This is a genomic window from Flavobacterium calami (assembly GCF_038290035.1).
GTDB classification, from domain to species: Bacteria; Bacteroidota; Bacteroidia; order Flavobacteriales; family Flavobacteriaceae; genus Flavobacterium; species Flavobacterium calami.
Genome location: NZ_JBBYHS010000012.1, coordinates 19,783 through 39,887 on the forward strand (window position 1 = coordinate 19,783; position 20,105 = coordinate 39,887).

Below are 20,105 nucleotides of genomic sequence, written 5' to 3' on the forward strand. Positions count from 1 at the left end.
CTTTTAAATTACACCCTGCAAGTTCTATTTTATAACATTCAAATCTGAATTAAAAGAACTTTTATACTTTTTAATATACTCTGAAGGTGTCATTCCGAATAACTTCACAAATTGCTGCCTGAAGTATTTAGGATCTTCAAAACCAACCTCAGCACTTGCCTGTGCAATATTAATATCTTCAGTAAGCATGAGCATCGCAGCTCTTCGGATTCGTAGGGAACGAATAAAAGCATTTAAAGTCTGTCCCGAAATGATTTTGATTTTGGTATAAAGCGTTCTGTGGCTCATGCCCATTTCAAGCGCAAAGGTTTTAATCGTAAAATCTCTCTTATGAATATTGGCCTCTACGATATCAATACATTTTTTTAAAATTTCCTGATACTCCACCGGGACTTTCTGTGTGTTCTCTTTTAAAGTAATACTGTCTAAGAAATAGGTTCGTAAATTGCTTCGGTTACGCAATAACGATTCAACACGAGCCACCAAAATATCATTATCAAATGGTTTTGTAATATAATCGTCGGCACCATCGTTTATTCCCTGCAAATGGGTCTCCGGATTTTTTGATGCAGTTAACAGAATGACCGGAATATGAGACAAATCATTGCTTTCTTTTATTTTTCGGCATAACTCAAGACCGTCCATTTCTTCCATGGTAATATCACTGATTACCAGATCTGGCATGTGTTTTTTGGTTAGTTTTAGCCCCTCTGCACCGTTTTCAGCACTGTAGACTATATAATTCTCCGCAAACAATTTGATCAAATATCCCCTGATTTCAGCATTGTCATCTACAATTAAAACGGTTCTTTTTTCAGTAAGCATTACTTTTTGCAGATCTGCTTCAGAAAGTGGATTTCCGTGTACATTATTTTCATCTGAGTCATCAATAATTAATTCATCAAACAGCTGGCTCCTTTTTTGAATATCATTGGTTATTTCAGCATTCTCAAAATGCCTGTCACCTTTCAGAAAAGTCAATTTAAACGTACTCCCTTTTCCGGGTTCACTACTACAGCTTACGGTTCCTTTATGTTTGTCTGTAAAATATTTTACGATATAAAGCCCGATTCCGAAACCGGTTCCAATAGAAACTTTAGAATTGATTTGTTTGAACTTTTCGAAAATTACCTCAATATCTTTTTTCTCGATTCCTTCGCCATTATCTGTAATTTCAAGCATTACCTCATTATCATTTTCAGTCAGAATCAGGTTGATTTCACCTCCATTTTGTGTATACTTAAAAGCATTGGACATCAGGTTGAATAATGAAATTTCGATTTTTTCATAATCTCCAATGATTTCAATTTCATGATCCGGAATATTAAAATTGTACTTAATATTTTTGTCTTTTGCCTGATTTACAAAACACTGATACACTTCATTACAAAGATTATTTACATTTATAGGAGATAATCGTAGGGAATCTGCGTCATTTTCGGCCTTTCTAAATAGCAAAAGCTGATCGACAAGACTTAAAAGCCTGCGGGCATTTCGATGCGCAATTGCCAGATCACTTCCGGAAGAACCATTTTGAACACTTTCTTTCTGAACTGCTTTTTTAAGCGGATTAATTATTAGCGAAAGCGGGGTACGAAACTCATGTGAAATATATGTAAACATCGATGACTGTTTCTCAGCAATTTCTTTTTCCTTTTTGCTTTCGAGTTCAGCTATTTTTACTTTATATTTTAGCTTCTCCTTGTTTTTCTGATAATTCAAATAGACAAAAAGACCTCCGGCAATAGCCAGTAAATACAAAGAATAAGACCACCAGGTTCTGTACCACGGCGGTAAAACTTCTATCGTAACAAGACTGATTTCTTTGTTCCAGCCTCCTTTAAAATTAGTGGTTTTTACTTTAAAAGTATATTTCCCTTCAGGCAATCTGGAATAATTAGCTTTTCTGTTCTGCCCTACATAATTCCATTGCTGATCCCAGCCATCTAACAAATACGCATAGTTGATCTTGTCGGCATTGTTATAATCCAAAGCAACAAATTCGAGCGATAAAGTGGTCTGGTCGTAATCTAAACTGACTTTTTTTATTTTATCTGAGTTAGTATCGATCTCTGCATTACTTTCCTCAATCGACTGATTGTTTACATAAAAATCGGTCAGCAATAAATTATTTTCCTGATTAAAACTTTTAATAGCTTCCGGTAAAAAGCTGTTAAAACCATTAATTCCGCCAAACAAAAATTCTCCTGTAGACAATTTAACTCCGGCATTAAAACTAAACTGATTGCTCTGAAGCCCGTCATTTACTGAGAAATTCCTAAAGGTTTTTCTTTTCTTATCAAACCTGCAAATACCATTATAAGTACTCATCCAGAGATTTCCTTCCTTGTCTTCCAGCAGCCTCAAAATAGTATTCGAAGGAAGGCCGTCATCAGTAGTAAGTCTTTTAAACGTATTTGTTTTTCGGTCAAACAATAGCAATCCTCCCTCCTGCGTTCCGAGCCAAAGATTTTTGCCTTTATCTTCATGAATACAGCGAACCGGATTACCAATTGTAATTTTATTAATTTTTCTGCTTTCCTTTTCGATAGAATACAACATCGAATAATTTCCGCCCCAGAGTTTTCCGTCTGAGGTTTCTGTCATGCACTGCAGATTATTGATCGATGTATCAAAAAGTGTAAAACTATTTTTAGTCCGGTCAAAAAGATACAAGGAACCTTCATTTGTTGTGCTTGCCCAAATGTTTGATTTTGAATCTTTATAAACAAACCAAACATTTTTTTCCACTTGTTTCGTAACAGGATTATAGCATGAAAACTGTGTTACCGAGTTATCTTTCGGATTAATTTTGTTGATACCTCCTGCCCAAGTAGAAAGCCAGATTTCGTTGTTATCATCCCTTACAATGCCGGTGATAAATTTACTCGAAAGTTTATTGACATAATTAATATAGGTATTGGTTTTACGGTTCCAGTATTTCAGGCCCGCACCATCTGTTCCTACCCATAAATTGTTTTTTTCGTCTTCGCAGAATGACAGAATAAAATTTTCGGCAGGATCATTGGCATTGTTTCTCACCGTTTTAAAATACCGTGCCGTATTGCTCAGCATACTGATTCCGCCACGCAAAGTACCTATCCATTTGTTTCCCGCTTTATCCTCGTACAGGCTCCAGATCGAATTACTTTTTAATAGTTTATTTTCTTTTATTGAACTGTAAAGAACCGCTTTTTTTCCTGTTCCGGTAACTTTATAAATACCATTACCATCTGTAGTCACCCACATTTCTTTTTTCTTATCAATAAGAATATCCGCAACGGTACATCTGCCGGAAAAATAATTTTCAGAGAATGAACCTTTTTTTATGTCAAAAAGAAAAAGACCTTCATCTGTCCCAAACCAAAGGTTGCCAGATGAAGCCACTTCCATTGTTTTTACTTCTATAGAAAACGGAAAGACAACTTTTAACCTTTTTGAGGTATCATTAAAAGTACAAAGCCCTACATTTCGTACATATATCCAGCATCTGTTATTTTTTAAATCGTTTTGAATAGCGACAGCATCATAATGATGCACAACGTTTCTGTTTCCGGGCATCACAAGCGGAACACTCCTTCCGATAAAAGAACCATTTTCAAAAATAAGCAAGCCTAAGTTTTGAGAGGCAACCAAAACCCTGTTTTCAGAAACAGCCTTTACCTGATGGATAATATCCCTCACAATTTCAGACTTTTTATTTAGGGAAATATATCTGACAGGTTGAAACCCTGCACTGGTTTTGTTGTAAATGCAGACACCATTTGCCCCGCCAATCCATATATTATTCTTTGAATCCCCTTCAATATTATAAATTGTATTAAAAGGCAATGACTTTTTATCATTGATGCGGTTTCGGAATACCTTAAAATTGTATCCGTCGTAGCGGTTTAGTCCGTCATAAGTCCCAAACCACATATAACCATCATTATCCTGAAATATGGTAACAACCGAATTATTGGATAACCCGTCTGATATATCAAGAAATTTAACCTGAGTTTCCTGCGCAGAAACCGGTACGTAAAATCCCATGAATAAAATCAGAATTATAAAAAAATTCTTCAAGGTTGTTAATTTTAAATTAGAAAGCATAATTAAGCATTAAAATTATCAATAATTTAAAAAATCACAACAAAAAACAAATAAAATCACAATTGCCCGTCTATTATTTAAAAGTTTAATTTCGGTAATAAAAAGAAAAAAAATGATAATTTTAACAATGTCTTTCTTAGATTAAAATTAAAGCAAACTAAAAAAATATCTAAACTATGCCATGGACTATTCTTGAAAATTTATGGAAAAGAACTACTAATCCTGAAAGTAAATCTGCAGAAAATACACAAAGCTGGGATAATGAAATAAAAACGTTATTTCAGTTAGGCATCAGCATGGAAGATACTTTGCAATTTTTATATTTTGAAAAACCTAATTTTGAAACTTTTAAGTCATGGATTAATGATCGTAAAAAAGATATTCATACAGAAAGCACAGATTTGACAGAAAACGTCCTTTCTGAAAAAGATCTTGAATTTTGGGACAAGAATGGTTATGTGGTTGTAAAAAATGCTATTTCGAAAAAAGACTGCGAAGATACCCAACAAGCCATCTGGGAATATTTACAAATGGATCCCAACAAAAAAGAAACCTGGTATATAAGGCACGAAGATCAAAAAGGATTAATGCTGAATTTTTCTGATCATGAGACCCTGAATAAAAACCGGTTTTCTCCAAAAATAAAAAAAGCCTACGAACAACTTTATAAAACAACCAACATCTATAAAACCATAGACAAGGTAAGCTTTAATCCTCCTAAAAATGAAAATTTTGTTTTTTTAGGAAGTCCGCTACATTGGGATATTAGCCTAAAACAGCCTCTTACATTTGGGTTTCAGGGTTTGCTCTACTTAACCGACTGTGGACCCGACGAAGGTGCTTTTCATTGTGTCCCGGGTTTTCATAATCAAATTATTCAATGGTTAAATGATCTTGGTCCAGATGAAAATCCAAGGGAAAAAGCTATTAAAACATTAGAACCAAAACCTATAAGTGGTAATGCTGGTGATTTTATAATCTGGGACAACACTTTGCCACATTGTGCAACTCCAAATAAAGGAAAAAGCCCAAGAATGGTTCAATATCTTACCTATTTACCAAATGATTATAATGCTTCGGGAGAATGGTTATAACCTTAGAGAGGATAATTTTTAGAAGATAAAAAAAACATTATATCTTAAAACACCTCTCACGAACAAGCCTTTTATTACTTTATTCCAAAGTTTCTATATTAAAAGCCCCGTCTTTCATCTTAAAAGCCCACGAAGCCATGCCCTCAATAACAGGTATCAGCCCTTCTCCCGCTTTACTTAGCCTGTAAGTTACAAAAGGCGGTACAACCGGTTTTGCTTCTCTTATCACAAGACCGTCAGCTTCTAACTGCTTTAAATGCTGAATCAGCATTTTCTCTGTCACGGCCGGAATGGCTCTTTTCAATTCGCTGTAACGCTTATCTCCATTCGATAATTGATACAAAATTATAGGTTTCCAGTACCCTCCAATTTTTTCCATTACAAATGTAACAGGGCACTTCTCTAAAGCATACTGCTTATTTTCCTGAATAGTCGATGATTTTTTAATTGCTGTCATAATACATACTTTAGGGTAAGTACTTGTATAAAAGTAAGTGCAAAGATACCTTTGTATCAACAAATAAAAAAATATATTATGAAAATTATAATTTCAGGTTCTTTAGGAAACATTGGAAAACCTCTGGCAACTAATCTTATTGCTTCAGGACACGACGTAACGGTAATCAGTAGTGATTCAAACAAAAAAACAACAATCGAAAATTTGGGTGCAAGAGCTGCCATTGGCTCTGTAAGTGACGCTGCATTTTTAACTGAAACATTAAAAGATGCTGATGCTCTTTTTGCAATGACACCACCTAATTTAGGAGGTCAAAATATCATTGCAAACACAACTGAAGCCGGTCGTGCTTTCGCAAAAGCGATATCAGAAACAAAGATTAAACGTGTTGTCATGTTAAGCAGTATTGGAGCTGATTTGCCCACTGGAAACGGACCGATCGCAGGACTTTATCATATCGAAAAATTGTATAACGAATTAAATACATCCATTACTTTTTTAAGAGCAGGTTATTTTTATACCAACTTTTATAATGATATCCCAATGATTCAGGGAGCAGGTATTATAGGAGGCAATTTCCCATCAGATGTAAAAATACCATTGGTTCATCCCGAAGATATTGCTCAGGCTGCCGCCGAAGAAATAGTAAAAACTTCATCAGGTAAAAATATTCGTTACATCATCAGTGATGTCAGAACTCCAAAGGATGTGGCAAATAGTTTGGGAGATGCCATTGGTAAATCTGACCTGCCATGGGTTGAATTTACAGACGAGCAATCGTTTCAGGGTATGACTCAGGCTGGAATACCTGAAGAAATTGCAAAATTATATACTGAAATGGGGACAGGTTTAGCCAACGGAAAAATTGCTAATGATTTTATCACAAATAATTATAGCATTGATGGAAAAATTAAACTGGAAGATTTTGCAAAACAATTTGCATCCCGCTTTTAAATCTTTCACAACCAAACAAAAGCCGTAAAAAAAATTACGGCTTTTTTGTTTATTAACCTTCTCTCATTATTTGATATATTTGTCCTCTTTTTTTTAAACTACCAACAAAATAATGACAATACAGGATTTAACTGGCAGCTATTCCATCTCAGGAAGTAATCAGGATGGTTCAGATGAAATGACGTATAAAGGCACACTGACACTTTCTCTTGACGAAAACAACCGGATTAAAGCCAAATGGATAATCAATAATAGTCAGGAACAAAAAGGTTCGGGATTTTTTAAAGATAATATTCTCGTAATCAATTTTAGTTATAAAGGAGAAGACAAAAAAACATACAAAGGAGTTGCCGTTTACCGCTGTATCACCAAAGATTTACTGGAAGGGTTCTGGTCCGAAAAACACGGAAACCCGCTCTATCTGGGAACTGAAATTTGTCTTAGAACAGAAACTTGTGAAAGACTAAACTAAAACCGTTGGGTAGAAATTAAAAATTAAGTGTCAGGCTAGCATCAATTCCTTGAAATTATAAATGATATTTACTTCCTAATATCCGTTTTTGGATCTATTTTTAATCATTTGACCCAAAGGGTGAGCTAATATCCTTTAAATAAAAAACCACTTATTTTCCTGACAAATAAGTGGTTTGAAAAAGAAAAAAAAATATCAATCAGGATTTGCTAGTATTTTAAACAATTCGGCATTTGAAATGTAAAACTGATTTTCGATACTAATTTGTGATAGCTTGGCACTCACCAGATTATTTTCCCTTGAATTGATGAGAAATATAGAACTTTCGCCAAAAGAGAACAATTTTTCTTCCGAGTTCAGCATTGTAATGTAATCTTTTACGAGATTGTCGATTACGCCTTTTTGACGTTTTAAAGAAGCTATTTCCGTTTGCTGTGCCTTTATTTTATTTTTAAGTTCCAGTCGCTGCTGATCTATATCATACTTTAAATCCTGAATTTTAAGTTTTGCCAGCTTTAAGCTTCCGCGTTCTTTTCTCAAAAAAATCGGAATACTGAAATCGACGTTAAACTTATAATCGTCGGTATTAAAAGAATCAAAATAGGAAGGTTCGGAAATATAATTGTACCCCACATTTAACTTGGGAAGTAGTGAATTGGCTTTCAGTTCCCTGCTGATTTCCAGCATACCCATTTTGGTCTCCAGAGCCTGAATCTTCGGATGAGAATCAAGACCTGCAACATCCACCATCATGGTATCCGTTCTCAGCGTTTCTTCCAGCGTTTTAATTAAATTTTCTTCCGGTTTAACTGTTTCTCCAAGTTCAACGGGAACATTTTCGATCCATAAATAATTTGAAAGATATAATTTTGCTTTGGCTAATTTCAGGTTTCCGTTTTCTACATTTAATTCACGGTTTCGAACGGTAATTCCGGCTTCAACACTATCAATTGAAGGAGCATCGCCCAGTTCAATCAGTTTTTTTACACCCTGAAAACGAGTACTGGCAAAACCAAGATACCTTTTATAGAGCTCGGCTTCATTATAGCTTTTTCTCCACTCAAAATACGCTTCACTGGCTTTGTACAAAACCTCAATCGCTTTTAGTTTTCGCTGTGCATCACTCAGTTTTACCTGCAGTTTTCCTTCCCTGACATCCGCCATTCTCTGATTGATGAACATTCCCTGACCTAAGGCAACATTAATTCCTAAAGAAGTCAGACCGGCTTCCGGAGTTTTGTTCTGCGGATTGTAATATTGTCCGTCTGTCTGGTCAAAACCTGCTTTGATTTCGATTCCGTACCAGGTAGGAATTTTAAAACTACTGTTTAGGAGCGAATAATATTCTGTCCCTTTAAATTCTTTTTTATTGTAATCCACTTCAATTTTAGGATCAAATCCCCCACGGGCAAGCATCAGAGCCGCCTGAGCAGTACTAATCTCAAGATTGGCCTGCTTTACCAGCGGATGATACTTTTTTACGTATCCTAAAAACTCGCTGTAACTTAATTCTTCTTTATTAAAATCCTGACTGTATACATTAGAAAAGCCGAATAAAAATAAAAGAGAAAATACTGTTACAGCATTTTTCAAATTATTTTTTTTCCTTACCATCCTTTGCCTCTTTTTCGTCTGACTTATAATAATTTGGAGGAAAACCATTCAGGTTTCGCCATATTTCGTACCCTACAGAAACTGTTTCCAGTAAAGCAATGCTCTGTGCCCCAGCTCCAATACTCAGTTCTTTTGGCCATTTATTGTCCTTACCATCAGGTGAAACAAGTACCCTGTATTTTCCGTTGGCACTTATAAAATTTTCGATTGCCACAATTTTTCCTCCATACGTTCCATAAGACAATCCAGGCCATCCGGAAAATACAATTCGCGGCCATCCGTCAAACCAGACACGAACTTTTGCGCCTCTGTGCACCAGCGGAAGATCGATAGGATCAACATAGGTTTCTACCGCAATATCATAACTTGCAGGCATAATGCTGACAATTGGGGTTCCTTCTTTAATAGTCTCTCCTAAACCTGCCAGCAAAGCACGGTTTACATATCCGCTCTGAGGAGCTGTAATGTAATATAAACCGTTTCTGATACTGTAGTTTACATATTGATTTTGCAATTTGTTAACCTGTGCTTCTGTATCGTATTGTGTACTCAAAGCAGTGTATTTATCACTTTTTGATTTCGAAATTTTCTCCGTATACTCAGCTGTAATTCTGTTAATTTCGACTCTTGCATTTATCAGTTCGTTTTTACTGCTCAAAAGCTTGTTTTGCTGTGTCACTATATACGCTTCAGATTCCTGAAGTTTCAGTCTTTTTTGCTCCACATCTGTAAGCGGTTTTAGACCTTCTTTGTTAAGTGCTGTCGAACGGTCAAATTGTGTTTTAGCGATTCTTAATTGTGTTTTTATCGCTTCAAGATCCATACTGTCGCTCTTGATTTTCAGTTGAGCCTGCCTGATTTTATTCTGGGCCTGCTGTAACTTTAGTTCTCTTTCGGTATTAAGCGATTGCGCCTGAACTTCAAGCGAATTTACTTTATCTCCATACGATTCAACCGCCATTTTCTTGGCATCAACCTGTTGTTTTGTATTTCCAACAAGATTAGGATCCAGATAATCTTCTTTTACCTCAGAAATAAAAACAATTGTATCTCCTTTTTTCACATAATCCCCTTCCTGAACATACCATTTTTCAATTCTTCCGGCAATGGCGTTATGTACGGTTTGGGGTCTCTGATCGGGTTTTAAGGTTGTAACAGAACCGCTTCCTGAGATGTTCTGAGTCCATGGCAGGAAAAGACAGGCTACACAAAAAATTAAAAATCCGATTATAACCTTGTTTAAAATTTGATAATGTGGTCTTCGGGCAACACTGGTAATCGATTTGTATTTGCCCGGAGTTATAAGTACATTATTATCTTTAGATATATTGAGCATGATTAAAGCTTTATGTCATTAATAATTTTTCCGTCATCGATCGTTATCATACGGTCACATTTGTTCTTCCAGATATCGTTTTTAGAAGTTACAATTACCGTCCAGTCATTTTCTTCAGAAAGTAAAAAATCTATAATCTTACCTGAAGTCCGTTCGTCCATTTTATCTACAGGATCTTCAAGAAATAATATATTCGGTTTATGAACAATACTGCGTGCCAAAAGAATCTTCTGAATATCTGAAGCAGAAAGTTCATTACCTCCCGGGTGAACCTGGTGTTCCAGTCCATTCGGGAATGTTTTGATATCGGGAGTCAGGCCAACATTGTCCAAAGCCCATTTAAGATCATCATTGTTCAGTGTTTCGTTTCCAAAAAGGATATTTTCGCGAATGGTTCCGGCAAAAAGTGTATCGCCTTGTAAAAAAGTTCCGGCTTGTGCTCTGTAAGTATCCTCGTTGAGACGGTTCATATAATTATCGGTTACATAAATAGCACCGCTTTCAGGCTCAAGCAATCCTGACAATAAACGCAATAAAGTACTTTTTCCGGCACCGTTTGTTCCTCTCAAAATTATTTTTTCGCCCTGATTTATTTTCAGGTTGATATTTTTAAGTGATTTTTTATTATGGTCAGGATAATTGTATGCTACACTCTCTGTTTCAATATTTATTCCAGTTTCAGTAATAGCAGATGTTTCCGGAATACATGAAGTTTCCATATCGGTCACCTGTCCAATTTTTTCTAATGAAGTCAGTACATCGTAAAAAGATTCCAGCCCGAAAATGATTTTTTCAACCGAATTAATCAACAGTACAATAACTATTTCAGCTGCCACAAACTGCCCTATGTTCATTTGATGGTGAATTACCAGAAAACCACCAATAGACAACAAGGCAGCTGTAACAATAACCTTAAAAATAATCAGCTGAATGTATTGTTTTTTCATTACCTGAAAATGCTTTTCACGATAGTTTACATATTTGCTTACATAGCCGTCATTTCTTTCCAGCGCATATTCGAAACCTCCTTTTTTGCGAAAACTGTCGCGGTTACGGGCGATTTCCTGAAGCCAGGCTGCTACTTTATATTTAAACTTTGATTCGTTAAGACTCGTTTCAAGTCCGTCTTTGTACGAAAATTTAAAAATGATATATAAAATTACGATAAACAAAAGACCAATTACCGTAAAGAAAGAGTGATACAAAACCAGTAATATGATTCCGAGACCCACCTGTAAAAAAGCGGTACAGAAATCCAATAAAAGTTTTGCCGTGCCTTTTTGTACCGTCAAAGTATCAAAAAAACGGTTCGCTTTTTCCGGAGCGTATTCAGAATACATTTCTTTGAATTTGATTAAGGGCAGTCTGTAGGCGAATTCAAATGAAGAACGAACAAAAATGCGCTGCTGAAGATTTTCAACAATCCTGAGTTGCAAAATGGTCAGAATTCCGCCAAAACCTACTCCGATTGTAACTAAAATTACTAATACAATCCATGATACACTAAGCTGTCCGCTCTGGATAAAATTAATAATAGCCTGAATTCCTAATGGGAGTGAAAGGTTTACTAAACCTGCAAAAGCAGCATAAAAAATGATTTGATATACATCGCGTTTGTCAAGATGAAGTAAGTTGTAAAAACGTTTTAATGGTGTCATGAATTTATGTTATAAATACAAGATTAACAGATAGATACTAATATACGACAAAAACCGTATTAAGGTATTAGAATTTCTTCTAAACCTCTTTAAAAAAATAAGTATTTATGCTATAAATTCGGGAGGAGGTAAATGAATTTTACCGTGAAAACCAAATGAAAATATCTGATTATCAATATAATTTTTTCTTTTTGTACTAATTTGAAAGTACAAAACAGTCAATGAAGTATTTAAAGGGATCAGATAATCTAATGAAGGAACCCCTTTGGCAAGTTTCGTTGTTTTTGTCTCTTTTGTTTCGTAGTCATCCAGTTCTTCCGGAATTCCGTCACATTTGAATATCTTCTTAAGAAAATTACAGGTTATGCCTTTAACTGTACTTGTCTCGGCATTATCGGCTATGATGCGTCCAAAACTATTGGAAACATTAATACTACTGATTAGAAAGTACCCAATCAGCAACACCTGTAGGCATTTACATAAGATACTATTTTTAATTCTTTTCAGCATTTATTGGTTCTTAGAGTGGCGCAAGTTAGGGCGAAATTCTATGGCCAACATTAAAATAACATTAGAATTGGAATTGGTTCTGTTATTTTTTTCTTAATGAAAAAACGAAAAAAGAAGCCCGAAAGCTTCTTTTTAGTATGGTATATGTGACTAAGTTTAATCCCAGCTACTGCTTTTTGAAACTGCCAGTTTTCCTCCGCCAGTAAAAAATAAAGCCAAAGCTGTAAAGAAATACAATCCTAAAAGTTCAAGCGCCCAACCTCCGTGTTCACTCAATTTGAATATATCGGCACTATGAGCCATTAATACAGCAACCAAACAATTGAAGGCAAAAATAAGAGCTGCTAGCCTGGTTCTAAAACCAATTAAAATGGCAATTGGAGCCAAAATTTCGCCAACTAAAACACCGTAAGCAAAAAATCCCGGAAGTCCTTTTTCAACAAGCATACCGCTTATAAACTCCAGCCCTCCTCCAAATTTTGCCAAGCCGTGCAAAAGCATTAGTAATCCAATTGTAATACGTAGTATCAACAAACCAAAATCATTGTTTTTTCTCATTTTTTAATCATTAAATTTAGTAAAACAAATCAGTATTTCATTCCAGCCTTTGTGCTGTATGATTAGCTGCTATCTGTAAAAATAATAAAAAAATACAATGCCGGGCAGACAAAAAAAATACTTATTTCGGAAGTTGCCATAATAAATTCATACGTCTGATATTCTGACCATTCATAATAAAAATATTCTTTAAATATTTCAGCACAGAACAGGACACATTGAAAATTCAATTTACATACATTTGAAAATAAACTAACATTTAACACCACAAACCTCATTAAACCAAAAAATAACGTAAAATATTTGTTAAAAAATTAGCTTTTACTGCTTTTTTACTTCTATCTCTTCTATAATATTGAAATACTAAATATTGAAGAGTAACACTTTTTTACGGTATATACAGACCACTTACTATGGCATCAAAAAGAAACCCAATCACTATAAACCTTAAAATGGATTCCGGATCACCTAAATTTATACAGGTAGCTGATTTTCTGGCAACAGAAATCCTGAACGGAAAAATGAAGAACGGACAACAAATGCCTTCTATAAATGAATTGAGTACTCAAAATTCGATCTCCCGGGATACTGCCGAAAAAGCTTATAAGATATTAAGAGATCAAAAATTAATTGTTTCGGTTATGGGTTCCGGCAATTTTGTTTCTTATGCAGGTTCCAAAGCCAAATTTGATGTTTTTTTTCTTATCAATAAGCCGTGTACCTATAAAATGGAGGCTTATAATGCTTTTGTGGATACCGTTGGAAGCAAGGGTCACGTCAATATGTATATCTATTATTGTGACGAGCAGCTTTTTATCAATGCTTTGAAAAAAAACATCAACAATTACAACTATTTTGTAATCATGCCTCACTTTAGAAACAGCAGAAAAACGCATATCAATTATACCAACAGAGTATTGAAAGCGATTGAAACCATTCCGAAAGATAAACTTCTGATACTTGATAATTCGTATTCCGAAATTTCGGGAAATTTTACTGCAGTTTATCAGGATTTCAAAGAAGATATTATTTATGCCCTGACAAAAGCTTTTACAAAATTAAAAAAATACAAAAAGATTATTTTGGTGTTTCCAACCCAGACCTTATTCCCTATTCCGGTTGGTTTATTGCATGGTTTTAAAGAATTCTGCCAAAAGCATTCTCTTGATTTTGAAATCATCGAAGAAGTAAAAAATGATTTGGATTTTAAATCAAAAGAAGCTTATATTGTTATTGACGATAACGACCTCGTAGAACTGGTACAACAGATAAAAGAAAAAAAACTCCAGATAGGTACTGATGTCGGAGTGATTTCTTATAATGAAACCCCACTCAAAGCACTGCTTGATATTTGTGTATTGAGCAGTGATTTTAAGGCAATGGGACAAAAAGCCGCTGAACTGGTTCTCAGCAATAAAAAAGAGTTTTTCAAAAATCCGTTTGGATATATTGAACGTAGTTCTTTATAAAAAATGGCGCCGTATTAGCGCCATTTTTACCGAAATATTATTTCTTATCTATCTTATAAAGTCTTCCCTGATCGGTTACAGCATACAGGGCTCCGTCATTTCCCTGGGTAATATCCCTGAATCGCTGACCTTCCTGAGCCAGAAGTCGTTCTTCACCCACAACACGGTTATTTTCTATAGCCAGACGCACAATATGCTGACCGCTTAGTGCTCCTATAAAAAGATTGTTTTGCCACTCCGGAACACGGTTACCGGTGTAAAAAGTCATTCCGCTTGGTGATATCACAGGATCCCAGTAATAAACCGGCTGTTCCATACCATCTTTTTTCTGGATAGCCTCACCAATTGCCGCTCCGCCATATTCTATTCCGTAGGTAATAACCGGCCAACCGTAATTTAAACCTGCTTTTAAACGATTGATCTCATCACCTCCACGTGGTCCATGTTCGCTTAACCAGATTTCACCAGTGCCAGGATGAATTGCCAGACCCTGTGGGTTTCTGTGTCCGATAGTATACAATTCAGGTAAAGCTCCGGACTGACTAAAAGCAGGATTGCCGGATGCTGCCTGCCCGTCTTTGGTTATACGAATAACCTTTCCCAAAGCTGCAGTAACTGACTGAGCCAATGGTCTTGTTTCTAACACAGAACGTTCTCCTGTACTCACGATAAGGTTTCCTGTTTTATCAAAAAGAATTCGGCCCCCATAATGAAGTACGCTTACATTTGCCGGATCTGCACGGTAAATTACTGTAGCCCCTTCAATCGTTTTTTCGTCATTTGATAATTTCCCTTTGGCAACTGCGGTCCTGTTTCCACCTGATCCCGCTTCGGCATATACCCAATAAATCATTCTGTTAGAAGTGAATTCAGGATCAAGGCACAAACCTAACAAACCTCCCTGATTCGCCGGATTTACAGCTGGCAAACCTGTAATTGCAGCACTTACTTCGCCAGTTACTTTCACAATACGTAAAGTTCCTGTTGTTTTCTCTGTAATTAAAAGCCTGCCATCCGGAAGACTTTTTACCCCCCATGGATTAGTCAGTGATGAAGTGATAATTTTTGCTTCATAATCTGTATTAGTAATCAGCCCTCCTATTCTCGTTTGCCCTTCAAATGCTGGTTTATAAGTTGTATTGGCTTCATTATTTTCTACCGGGCTTGTTGGTGTACCCGGATCATTGGAGGCTTTATCATCATTCGAACAGCTCAGTAAAGTAAACGCTGCAATCGAAAGACTCATAATGTATCTTGTATTTTTCATTTTAATTTGGGTTTAAATTTTTAATCAATTGAATTTCAAAAATCTAAAATTACCATCAAATTTTAATTATACAATTTATCTTATAACTTATATAATTTCCTTGTCTGACCTAATTGATAAAAGTTAAAAAGATATTGATTAATCCCTTTCAACAAACCTTAAAACTTCCTTAAAACCCAAATAAACATTGGTATTTTATTATTTATTTCTATATTTGCTTTATTTTTATTTATTCTAAATAATAAATTAATCAAAAAATAAAGTTCAGCAAATTTTAAACCTTTTTTGGCTTAAAGTATCTAAACAATCGCTAATACTTTTGTCAAAAAATTATCTCTGTTTATTTATGAAAAAATCCCTTTTTGTTTCTATTGCTTTAGCTGCTTCATTTTTTGCAGCTGCACAGCAAAAAAATACGCTGTTAGACCAGTCTTTCTGGAAAACCAATCCTGATGTAAATGCTGTAAAAGCAGAAATTGCGAAAGGCAACAGCCCTTCTGCGGCAACAGCCAATGCTTTTGATGTAGTCGTGATGGCAATTAATAATGATGCACCAGTTGAAACAATCAAATTTTTATTAGAACAACCGGGTAACGAAGTAAACAAACCTACCCACGATAACCGAATTTATCTTCACTGGGCTTCCGGAAAAGGGAATTTAGAAATCGTAAAATATCTCATTGGTAAAGGGTCAGATGTTAATTTAGAAGACAGTCACGGTTCATTTCCTATAACAGCAGCAGCGAGCAGCGGTCAAAGCAATCCGGAACTTTATGAAGCTTTTTTTAAAGCAGGTGTTGATCCAAAGAAAAAATACCAAAATGGTGCTAACTTATTGTTATTAGCCATTTCATCTGACAAAGAATTAAAAGCAGCCGAATATTTTACCACAAAAGGAATGTCTTTAAAAGATGTTGATAGTGAAGGAAATACTGCATTTACATATGCTGCCAGATCAGGAAATATAGCATTATTGAAAAAACTTCTTGAAAAAGGGGTTAAACCAAACGACAATGCCCTTTTTACAGCTGCACAAGGAAGCCGTAGAGAAAGCAATACAATCGAAACCTACAAATATTTGGTTGAAGAAGTAAAAATCAAACCAACTGCCCTAAATAAATCGGGACAAAATGTACTGCACATTTTGGCAGGAAAACCAAACCAGACTGAAATCATCAAATATTTTATAACCAAAGGACTTGATCCTAATAAGGCTGATAAGGAAGGAACCACTCCATTAATGGTTGCCGCTTCTGCCAGAGAAACTTCTGTTCTGGAATTTTTACTTCCTACAGCAAAAAACATAAATCTTCAAAATTTGAAAGGCGAATCTGCTTTAACAAATGCAGTAAGATATGGATCTCCTGAAGCTGTAAGTTTGCTTTTAGCCAAAGGTGCTGATGTAAATGTAAAAGATAAAGACGATAATAATTTAGGCGTTTATCTGGTTCAGTCTTACCGCCCGCAAATGATGGGACGCGGACAAGAAGGTGCTAATGCAAAACAGGATCCTTTTGCTGCTAAAATTAAATTATTACAGGACAAAGGACTTAACCTTGCAACTCCTCAAAAAGACGGAAACACATTGTATCATTTGGCAATAATCAAAAATGATTTAAACTTACTTAAAAAAATTGCTGATTTAAACATCGATATCAATGCCAAAAACAAAGATGGCTTAACAGTTCTTCATAAAGCTGCAATGATTTCTAAAGATGATACTATCCTGAAATATCTTTTATCCATAGGTGCAAAAAAAGAAATTATTACCGAGTTTGACGAAAGTGCTTATGCTCTGGCAAAAGAAAATGAAACGCTTACAAAAAGTAATATTTCTGTTGAGTTTTTAAAATAAATCATCTTTACTTTCAATTTTTTAAATTTCAAATTACAATAAATAAATCAATTTCAAATGAAATCTATAATTAAAACTGCTCTTACGGGCGTCCTTATATGCCTTGTTTCTTTTAATACAAACGCTCAGTCATCAAAATATAAATGCATGCTGCAGATGTCAAACTACATGGGTGAAGGTGCTTATGTGGTAGTATCACTCATCAACGCTAAAGGAGAGTATGAAAAAACGCTTTATGTAATGGGCGATGATAAAAAATGGTACAGCTCCTTAAAAGAATGGAACAAATTTTATACTAAAAAAACAGAAGATATCAGTGCCAAAACCGGTGCATCTGTTACAGGCGGAGACCGCAGTATTACTACGATTGAAATCGAAAACTCTAAAATAAATAAAGGATACAAATTACGTTTTGAATCTGCTGTTGAAGATCAGAAATATTATGTAAACGATCTTGAAATTCCGCTTACAACTGAAGGTCTTGCTGCAAAAACAGAAGGAAAAGGATATATCCGTTATGTACGATTAAACAAAATATAATACGAATATACCATAATGACTATTTCTGTTTGGCGATATGCACACTTAACCTTAGCGCTATTTTCTTTTCTTTTTTTAACAATGCTTTCTATTACAGGTGTTATACTGGCGATAGATGCTGTAAACGAAAAAATTCCGTCTTATCAGGTTCATGATTTAAATACCATAACACTTGCTGAGGCGATGCCAGCGTTAAAAAAAGCGTATCCCGAAATTATCGAAATAAACGTCGATCATAATCAGTTTGTAACTTTACAGGGAATGAACGAAGACGGTGATGATGTCAACGCTTACGTCGATCCTAAAACTGCAAAAAGAACAGGCACTCCTCAAAAAAAGAGTGCCTTTATACAATGGGTTACTTCCCTCCACCGGTCTTTGTTTCTTCATGAAACAGGACGGGTTTTAATTGGCATTACAGCCTTTTTATTGTTACTGATTACTATTTCCGGAACGATTCTTATTATACAAAGACAACAGGGATTTCGCAGATTTTTTTCTAAAATAGCGAAAGACTATCTTGCGCAGTATTATCACGTTGTGGCGGGCAGGTTATTGCTTATTCCTATTTTTATAATGGCTCTTACGGGTACTTATTTATCAATGGAAAGATTTCATCTTTTTCCTGAAAATAAAATCAGTCATAAACTTCCGGAAGTTAGTGATAGCAATCCAAAGGCAAAAAAACTTAGCGATTTTTCAATATTTCAACAAATCAAACTTGCGGATGTTCAAAAAATTGAATTTCCTTTTGCCGAAGATCCTGAAGAATATTACACCCTTAAACTAAATGACCGCGAACTGATGGTGGATCAGTTTAACGGTAAAGTTGTTAGCGAAATTCCGTATCAGAAAACATTTGTTTTAGCCAATCTTAGTATGGACTTGCATACAGGCCGTGCCAATATGGTATGGGCTATAATACTGGCTATTGCCTCAGTTAATATCCTGTTTTTTATCTATTCGGGATTTGCAATGACTTTAAAACGCAGATCCACCAAAATTAAAAACAAACACAAAGCTTCTGAAAGTAAATTTATATTATTGGCAGGTTCTGAAAACGGAAGCACGCTTCGATTTGCCAATGCCATACACGAACAGCTTCTTGCTCATAATCAGTTGTCTTATTTGGCAGAAACAAATAAGTACACCGATTTTCCAAATGCAGACCATATTGTAATTTTCACTTCTACGCATGGGTTAGGCGATGCACCAACAAATGCAGATAAACTGGTTTCGCTTATCAAAAAACATCCGCAAAAACAGAAAGTGAATGTTTCTGTTGTAGGTTTCGGATCTTTGCATTATCCCAATTTTTGTGGCTTTGCGAAAGAAATCCACACATTATTGCAACAGCAATCGTGGGTTGACCCAGCATTAGATCTGCATACAGTAAACGATAAATCTTTAACAGATTTTGCCTTATGGGTAAAAGCCTGGAATGAAAAAACACAGCTGCCTTTATCTGTAACTCCGGCTTCTTATAATCAGACACCGGGAAATCTTCAAAAAATGAAGGTATTGGGCTTGAAATCTTCATCAGAGGAAAATCAGACTTTTATGGTAACGCTTCGTCCGGAATCAAAAATAAAATTTACATCCGGGGATCTTTTAGCGATTTATCCTTCCAACGATGCTACAGAGCGCCTCTACTCTATCGGTAAAATAAACCACAATATACAGCTTGTCGTAAAACTGCATCCTAATGGCCTTGGCTCTAATTATTTATACAATCTTTCTCCCGAAACTACAATAGAAGCCCGAATTATTCACAATCATGCTTTTCATTTTCCTAAAAAAGCGGCTGCTGTCGTAATGATTGCTAACGGAACCGGAATTGCACCATTTTTGGGGATGATCGAGCAAAACAAAAAGAAAAAGAAAACCTATTTGTATTGCGGCTTCCGTGAGGAAACTGAAATGGTTAGGGAATATAAAAAATTTGCAGACAACCAGATTGAGCAACAACAGCTTGAAAACATTCAGATTGCTTTCTCCCGAGAAAAGAATTTGTGTTATGTAATGGATTTAATTAAAAAAGATGCCGATTTTTTTGCTGATACACTTCAAAAAGGCGGCACAATTATGATTTGCGGTTCGTTGGCCATGCAGCAAAATGTTGAAGCAGTTTTGAATACTATCTGCCTCGAAAAAAATAATACCGATTTAAAACAATATCGCACGAAAGGACAAATTCTGACTGATTGTTATTAAAATAGCTTTCTAAAT

Annotated in this window: 15 protein-coding genes; 7 read left to right on the forward strand and 8 right to left on the reverse strand. The window is 35.3% G+C overall.

What is annotated here, in order from left to right:
• Window positions 1-24 precede the first annotated feature (24 nt).
• Window positions 25-4,065 (reverse strand): two-component regulator propeller domain-containing protein, encoded by a 4,041-nt coding sequence (locus AAEO57_RS12190; protein WP_341692955.1) that lies wholly within the window; start codon window positions 4,063-4,065, stop codon window positions 25-27.
• A 203-nt stretch (window positions 4,066-4,268) separates the two neighbouring features.
• On the opposite strand from AAEO57_RS12190, the gene AAEO57_RS12195 reads away from it, so the two are divergent.
• Window positions 4,269-5,186, forward strand: a complete 918-nt coding sequence (locus AAEO57_RS12195; protein WP_341692957.1) for a phytanoyl-CoA dioxygenase family protein — start codon at window positions 4,269-4,271, stop codon at window positions 5,184-5,186.
• Between the two features lie 79 nt (window positions 5,187-5,265).
• Here AAEO57_RS12195 and AAEO57_RS12200 read toward each other — a convergent pair whose 3' ends face one another.
• Complete coding sequence (locus AAEO57_RS12200) at window positions 5,266-5,643, reverse strand: winged helix-turn-helix transcriptional regulator (RefSeq protein ID WP_341692959.1); 378 nt, start codon at window positions 5,641-5,643, stop codon at window positions 5,266-5,268.
• 78 nt (window positions 5,644-5,721) lie between these two features.
• On the opposite strand from AAEO57_RS12200, the gene AAEO57_RS12205 reads away from it, so the two are divergent.
• Complete coding sequence (locus AAEO57_RS12205; protein WP_341692961.1) at window positions 5,722-6,597, forward strand: NmrA family NAD(P)-binding protein; 876 nt, start codon at window positions 5,722-5,724, stop codon at window positions 6,595-6,597.
• A 112-nt stretch (window positions 6,598-6,709) separates the two neighbouring features.
• Window positions 6,710-7,069: a hypothetical protein gene (locus tag AAEO57_RS12210; protein WP_341692963.1), complete on the forward strand. Its 360-nt coding sequence runs from the start codon at window positions 6,710-6,712 to the stop codon at window positions 7,067-7,069.
• A gap of 195 nt (window positions 7,070-7,264) precedes the next feature.
• Here AAEO57_RS12210 and AAEO57_RS12215 read toward each other — a convergent pair whose 3' ends face one another.
• The 5 genes from AAEO57_RS12215 to AAEO57_RS12235 all read right to left on the reverse strand — a co-directional run bounded on the left by AAEO57_RS12215 (window position 7,265) and on the right by AAEO57_RS12235 (window position 12,745).
• The gene (locus AAEO57_RS12215; RefSeq protein ID WP_341692965.1) at window positions 7,265-8,683 is read right to left on the reverse strand and encodes a TolC family protein; all 1,419 of its coding nucleotides are present in this window, start codon (window positions 8,681-8,683) and stop codon (window positions 7,265-7,267) included.
• Entirely contained in the window at window positions 8,664-10,019 is a 1,356-nt protein-coding gene (locus AAEO57_RS12220; protein WP_341692967.1) for an HlyD family secretion protein, read from the reverse strand. The genes AAEO57_RS12215 and AAEO57_RS12220 overlap by 20 nt, the downstream gene beginning before the upstream one ends.
• Window positions 10,020-10,021: 2 nt before the next feature.
• Window positions 10,022-11,677 (reverse strand): peptidase domain-containing ABC transporter, encoded by a 1,656-nt coding sequence (locus AAEO57_RS12225; RefSeq protein WP_341692969.1) that lies wholly within the window; start codon window positions 11,675-11,677, stop codon window positions 10,022-10,024.
• 105 nt (window positions 11,678-11,782) lie between these two features.
• A complete protein-coding gene (locus AAEO57_RS12230) occupies window positions 11,783-12,187 on the reverse strand; it encodes a hypothetical protein (RefSeq protein ID WP_341692971.1) in 405 nt (134 codons plus the stop codon).
• Between the two features lie 156 nt (window positions 12,188-12,343).
• On the reverse strand, window positions 12,344-12,745 hold the full coding sequence (locus tag AAEO57_RS12235) for a DoxX family protein (RefSeq protein ID WP_341692973.1): 402 nt from the start codon (window positions 12,743-12,745) through the stop codon (window positions 12,344-12,346).
• Window positions 12,746-13,158: 413 nt separating this feature from the next.
• Here AAEO57_RS12235 and AAEO57_RS12240 point away from each other — a divergent pair, with 413 nt between their 5' ends.
• Complete coding sequence (locus AAEO57_RS12240) at window positions 13,159-14,214, forward strand: GntR family transcriptional regulator (RefSeq protein ID WP_341692975.1); 1,056 nt, start codon at window positions 13,159-13,161, stop codon at window positions 14,212-14,214.
• Window positions 14,215-14,251: 37 nt separating this feature from the next.
• Here AAEO57_RS12240 and AAEO57_RS12245 read toward each other — a convergent pair whose 3' ends face one another.
• Window positions 14,252-15,481, reverse strand: a complete 1,230-nt coding sequence (locus tag AAEO57_RS12245; RefSeq protein WP_341692976.1) for a PQQ-dependent sugar dehydrogenase — start codon at window positions 15,479-15,481, stop codon at window positions 14,252-14,254.
• A gap of 346 nt (window positions 15,482-15,827) precedes the next feature.
• Between AAEO57_RS12245 and AAEO57_RS12250 the strand changes: the two genes are divergently transcribed.
• The 3 genes from AAEO57_RS12250 to AAEO57_RS12260 are packed head-to-tail and all read left to right on the forward strand — an operon-like array spanning window position 15,828 to window position 20,090.
• Window positions 15,828-17,336 carry an ankyrin repeat domain-containing protein gene (locus tag AAEO57_RS12250; RefSeq protein WP_341692978.1) on the forward strand — a complete coding sequence of 503 codons (1,509 nt, stop codon included), beginning with the start codon at window positions 15,828-15,830 and terminating at the stop codon, window positions 17,334-17,336.
• A gap of 57 nt (window positions 17,337-17,393) precedes the next feature.
• A complete protein-coding gene (locus AAEO57_RS12255; RefSeq protein ID WP_341692980.1) occupies window positions 17,394-17,876 on the forward strand; it encodes a DUF2271 domain-containing protein in 483 nt (160 codons plus the stop codon).
• A 15-nt stretch (window positions 17,877-17,891) separates the two neighbouring features.
• Window positions 17,892-20,090, forward strand: coding sequence for a PepSY domain-containing protein (locus AAEO57_RS12260; RefSeq protein WP_341692982.1), 2,199 nt, complete (start codon window positions 17,892-17,894; stop codon window positions 20,088-20,090).
• Window positions 20,091-20,105 lie beyond the last annotated feature (15 nt).

Coding starts and splice junctions, on each gene's coding strand:
- AAEO57_RS12235 (WP_341692973.1), bottom strand. CDS start 12,745: ATGAGAAAAAACAATGATTTTGGTTTGTTGATACTACGTATTACAATT.
- AAEO57_RS12230 (WP_341692971.1), bottom strand. CDS start 12,187: ATGCTGAAAAGAATTAAAAATAGTATCTTATGTAAATGCCTACAGGTG.
- AAEO57_RS12250 (WP_341692978.1), top strand. CDS start 15,828: ATGAAAAAATCCCTTTTTGTTTCTATTGCTTTAGCTGCTTCATTTTTT.
- AAEO57_RS12225 (WP_341692969.1), bottom strand. CDS start 11,677: ATGACACCATTAAAACGTTTTTACAACTTACTTCATCTTGACAAACGC.
- AAEO57_RS12240 (WP_341692975.1), top strand. CDS start 13,159: ATGGCATCAAAAAGAAACCCAATCACTATAAACCTTAAAATGGATTCC.
- AAEO57_RS12195 (WP_341692957.1), top strand. CDS start 4,269: ATGCCATGGACTATTCTTGAAAATTTATGGAAAAGAACTACTAATCCT.
- AAEO57_RS12220 (WP_341692967.1), bottom strand. CDS start 10,019: ATGCTCAATATATCTAAAGATAATAATGTACTTATAACTCCGGGCAAA.
- AAEO57_RS12215 (WP_341692965.1), bottom strand. CDS start 8,683: ATGGTAAGGAAAAAAAATAATTTGAAAAATGCTGTAACAGTATTTTCT.
- AAEO57_RS12260 (WP_341692982.1), top strand. CDS start 17,892: ATGACTATTTCTGTTTGGCGATATGCACACTTAACCTTAGCGCTATTT.
- AAEO57_RS12210 (WP_341692963.1), top strand. CDS start 6,710: ATGACAATACAGGATTTAACTGGCAGCTATTCCATCTCAGGAAGTAAT.
- AAEO57_RS12205 (WP_341692961.1), top strand. CDS start 5,722: ATGAAAATTATAATTTCAGGTTCTTTAGGAAACATTGGAAAACCTCTG.
- AAEO57_RS12245 (WP_341692976.1), bottom strand. CDS start 15,481: ATGAAAAATACAAGATACATTATGAGTCTTTCGATTGCAGCGTTTACT.
- AAEO57_RS12200 (WP_341692959.1), bottom strand. CDS start 5,643: ATGACAGCAATTAAAAAATCATCGACTATTCAGGAAAATAAGCAGTAT.
- AAEO57_RS12255 (WP_341692980.1), top strand. CDS start 17,394: ATGAAATCTATAATTAAAACTGCTCTTACGGGCGTCCTTATATGCCTT.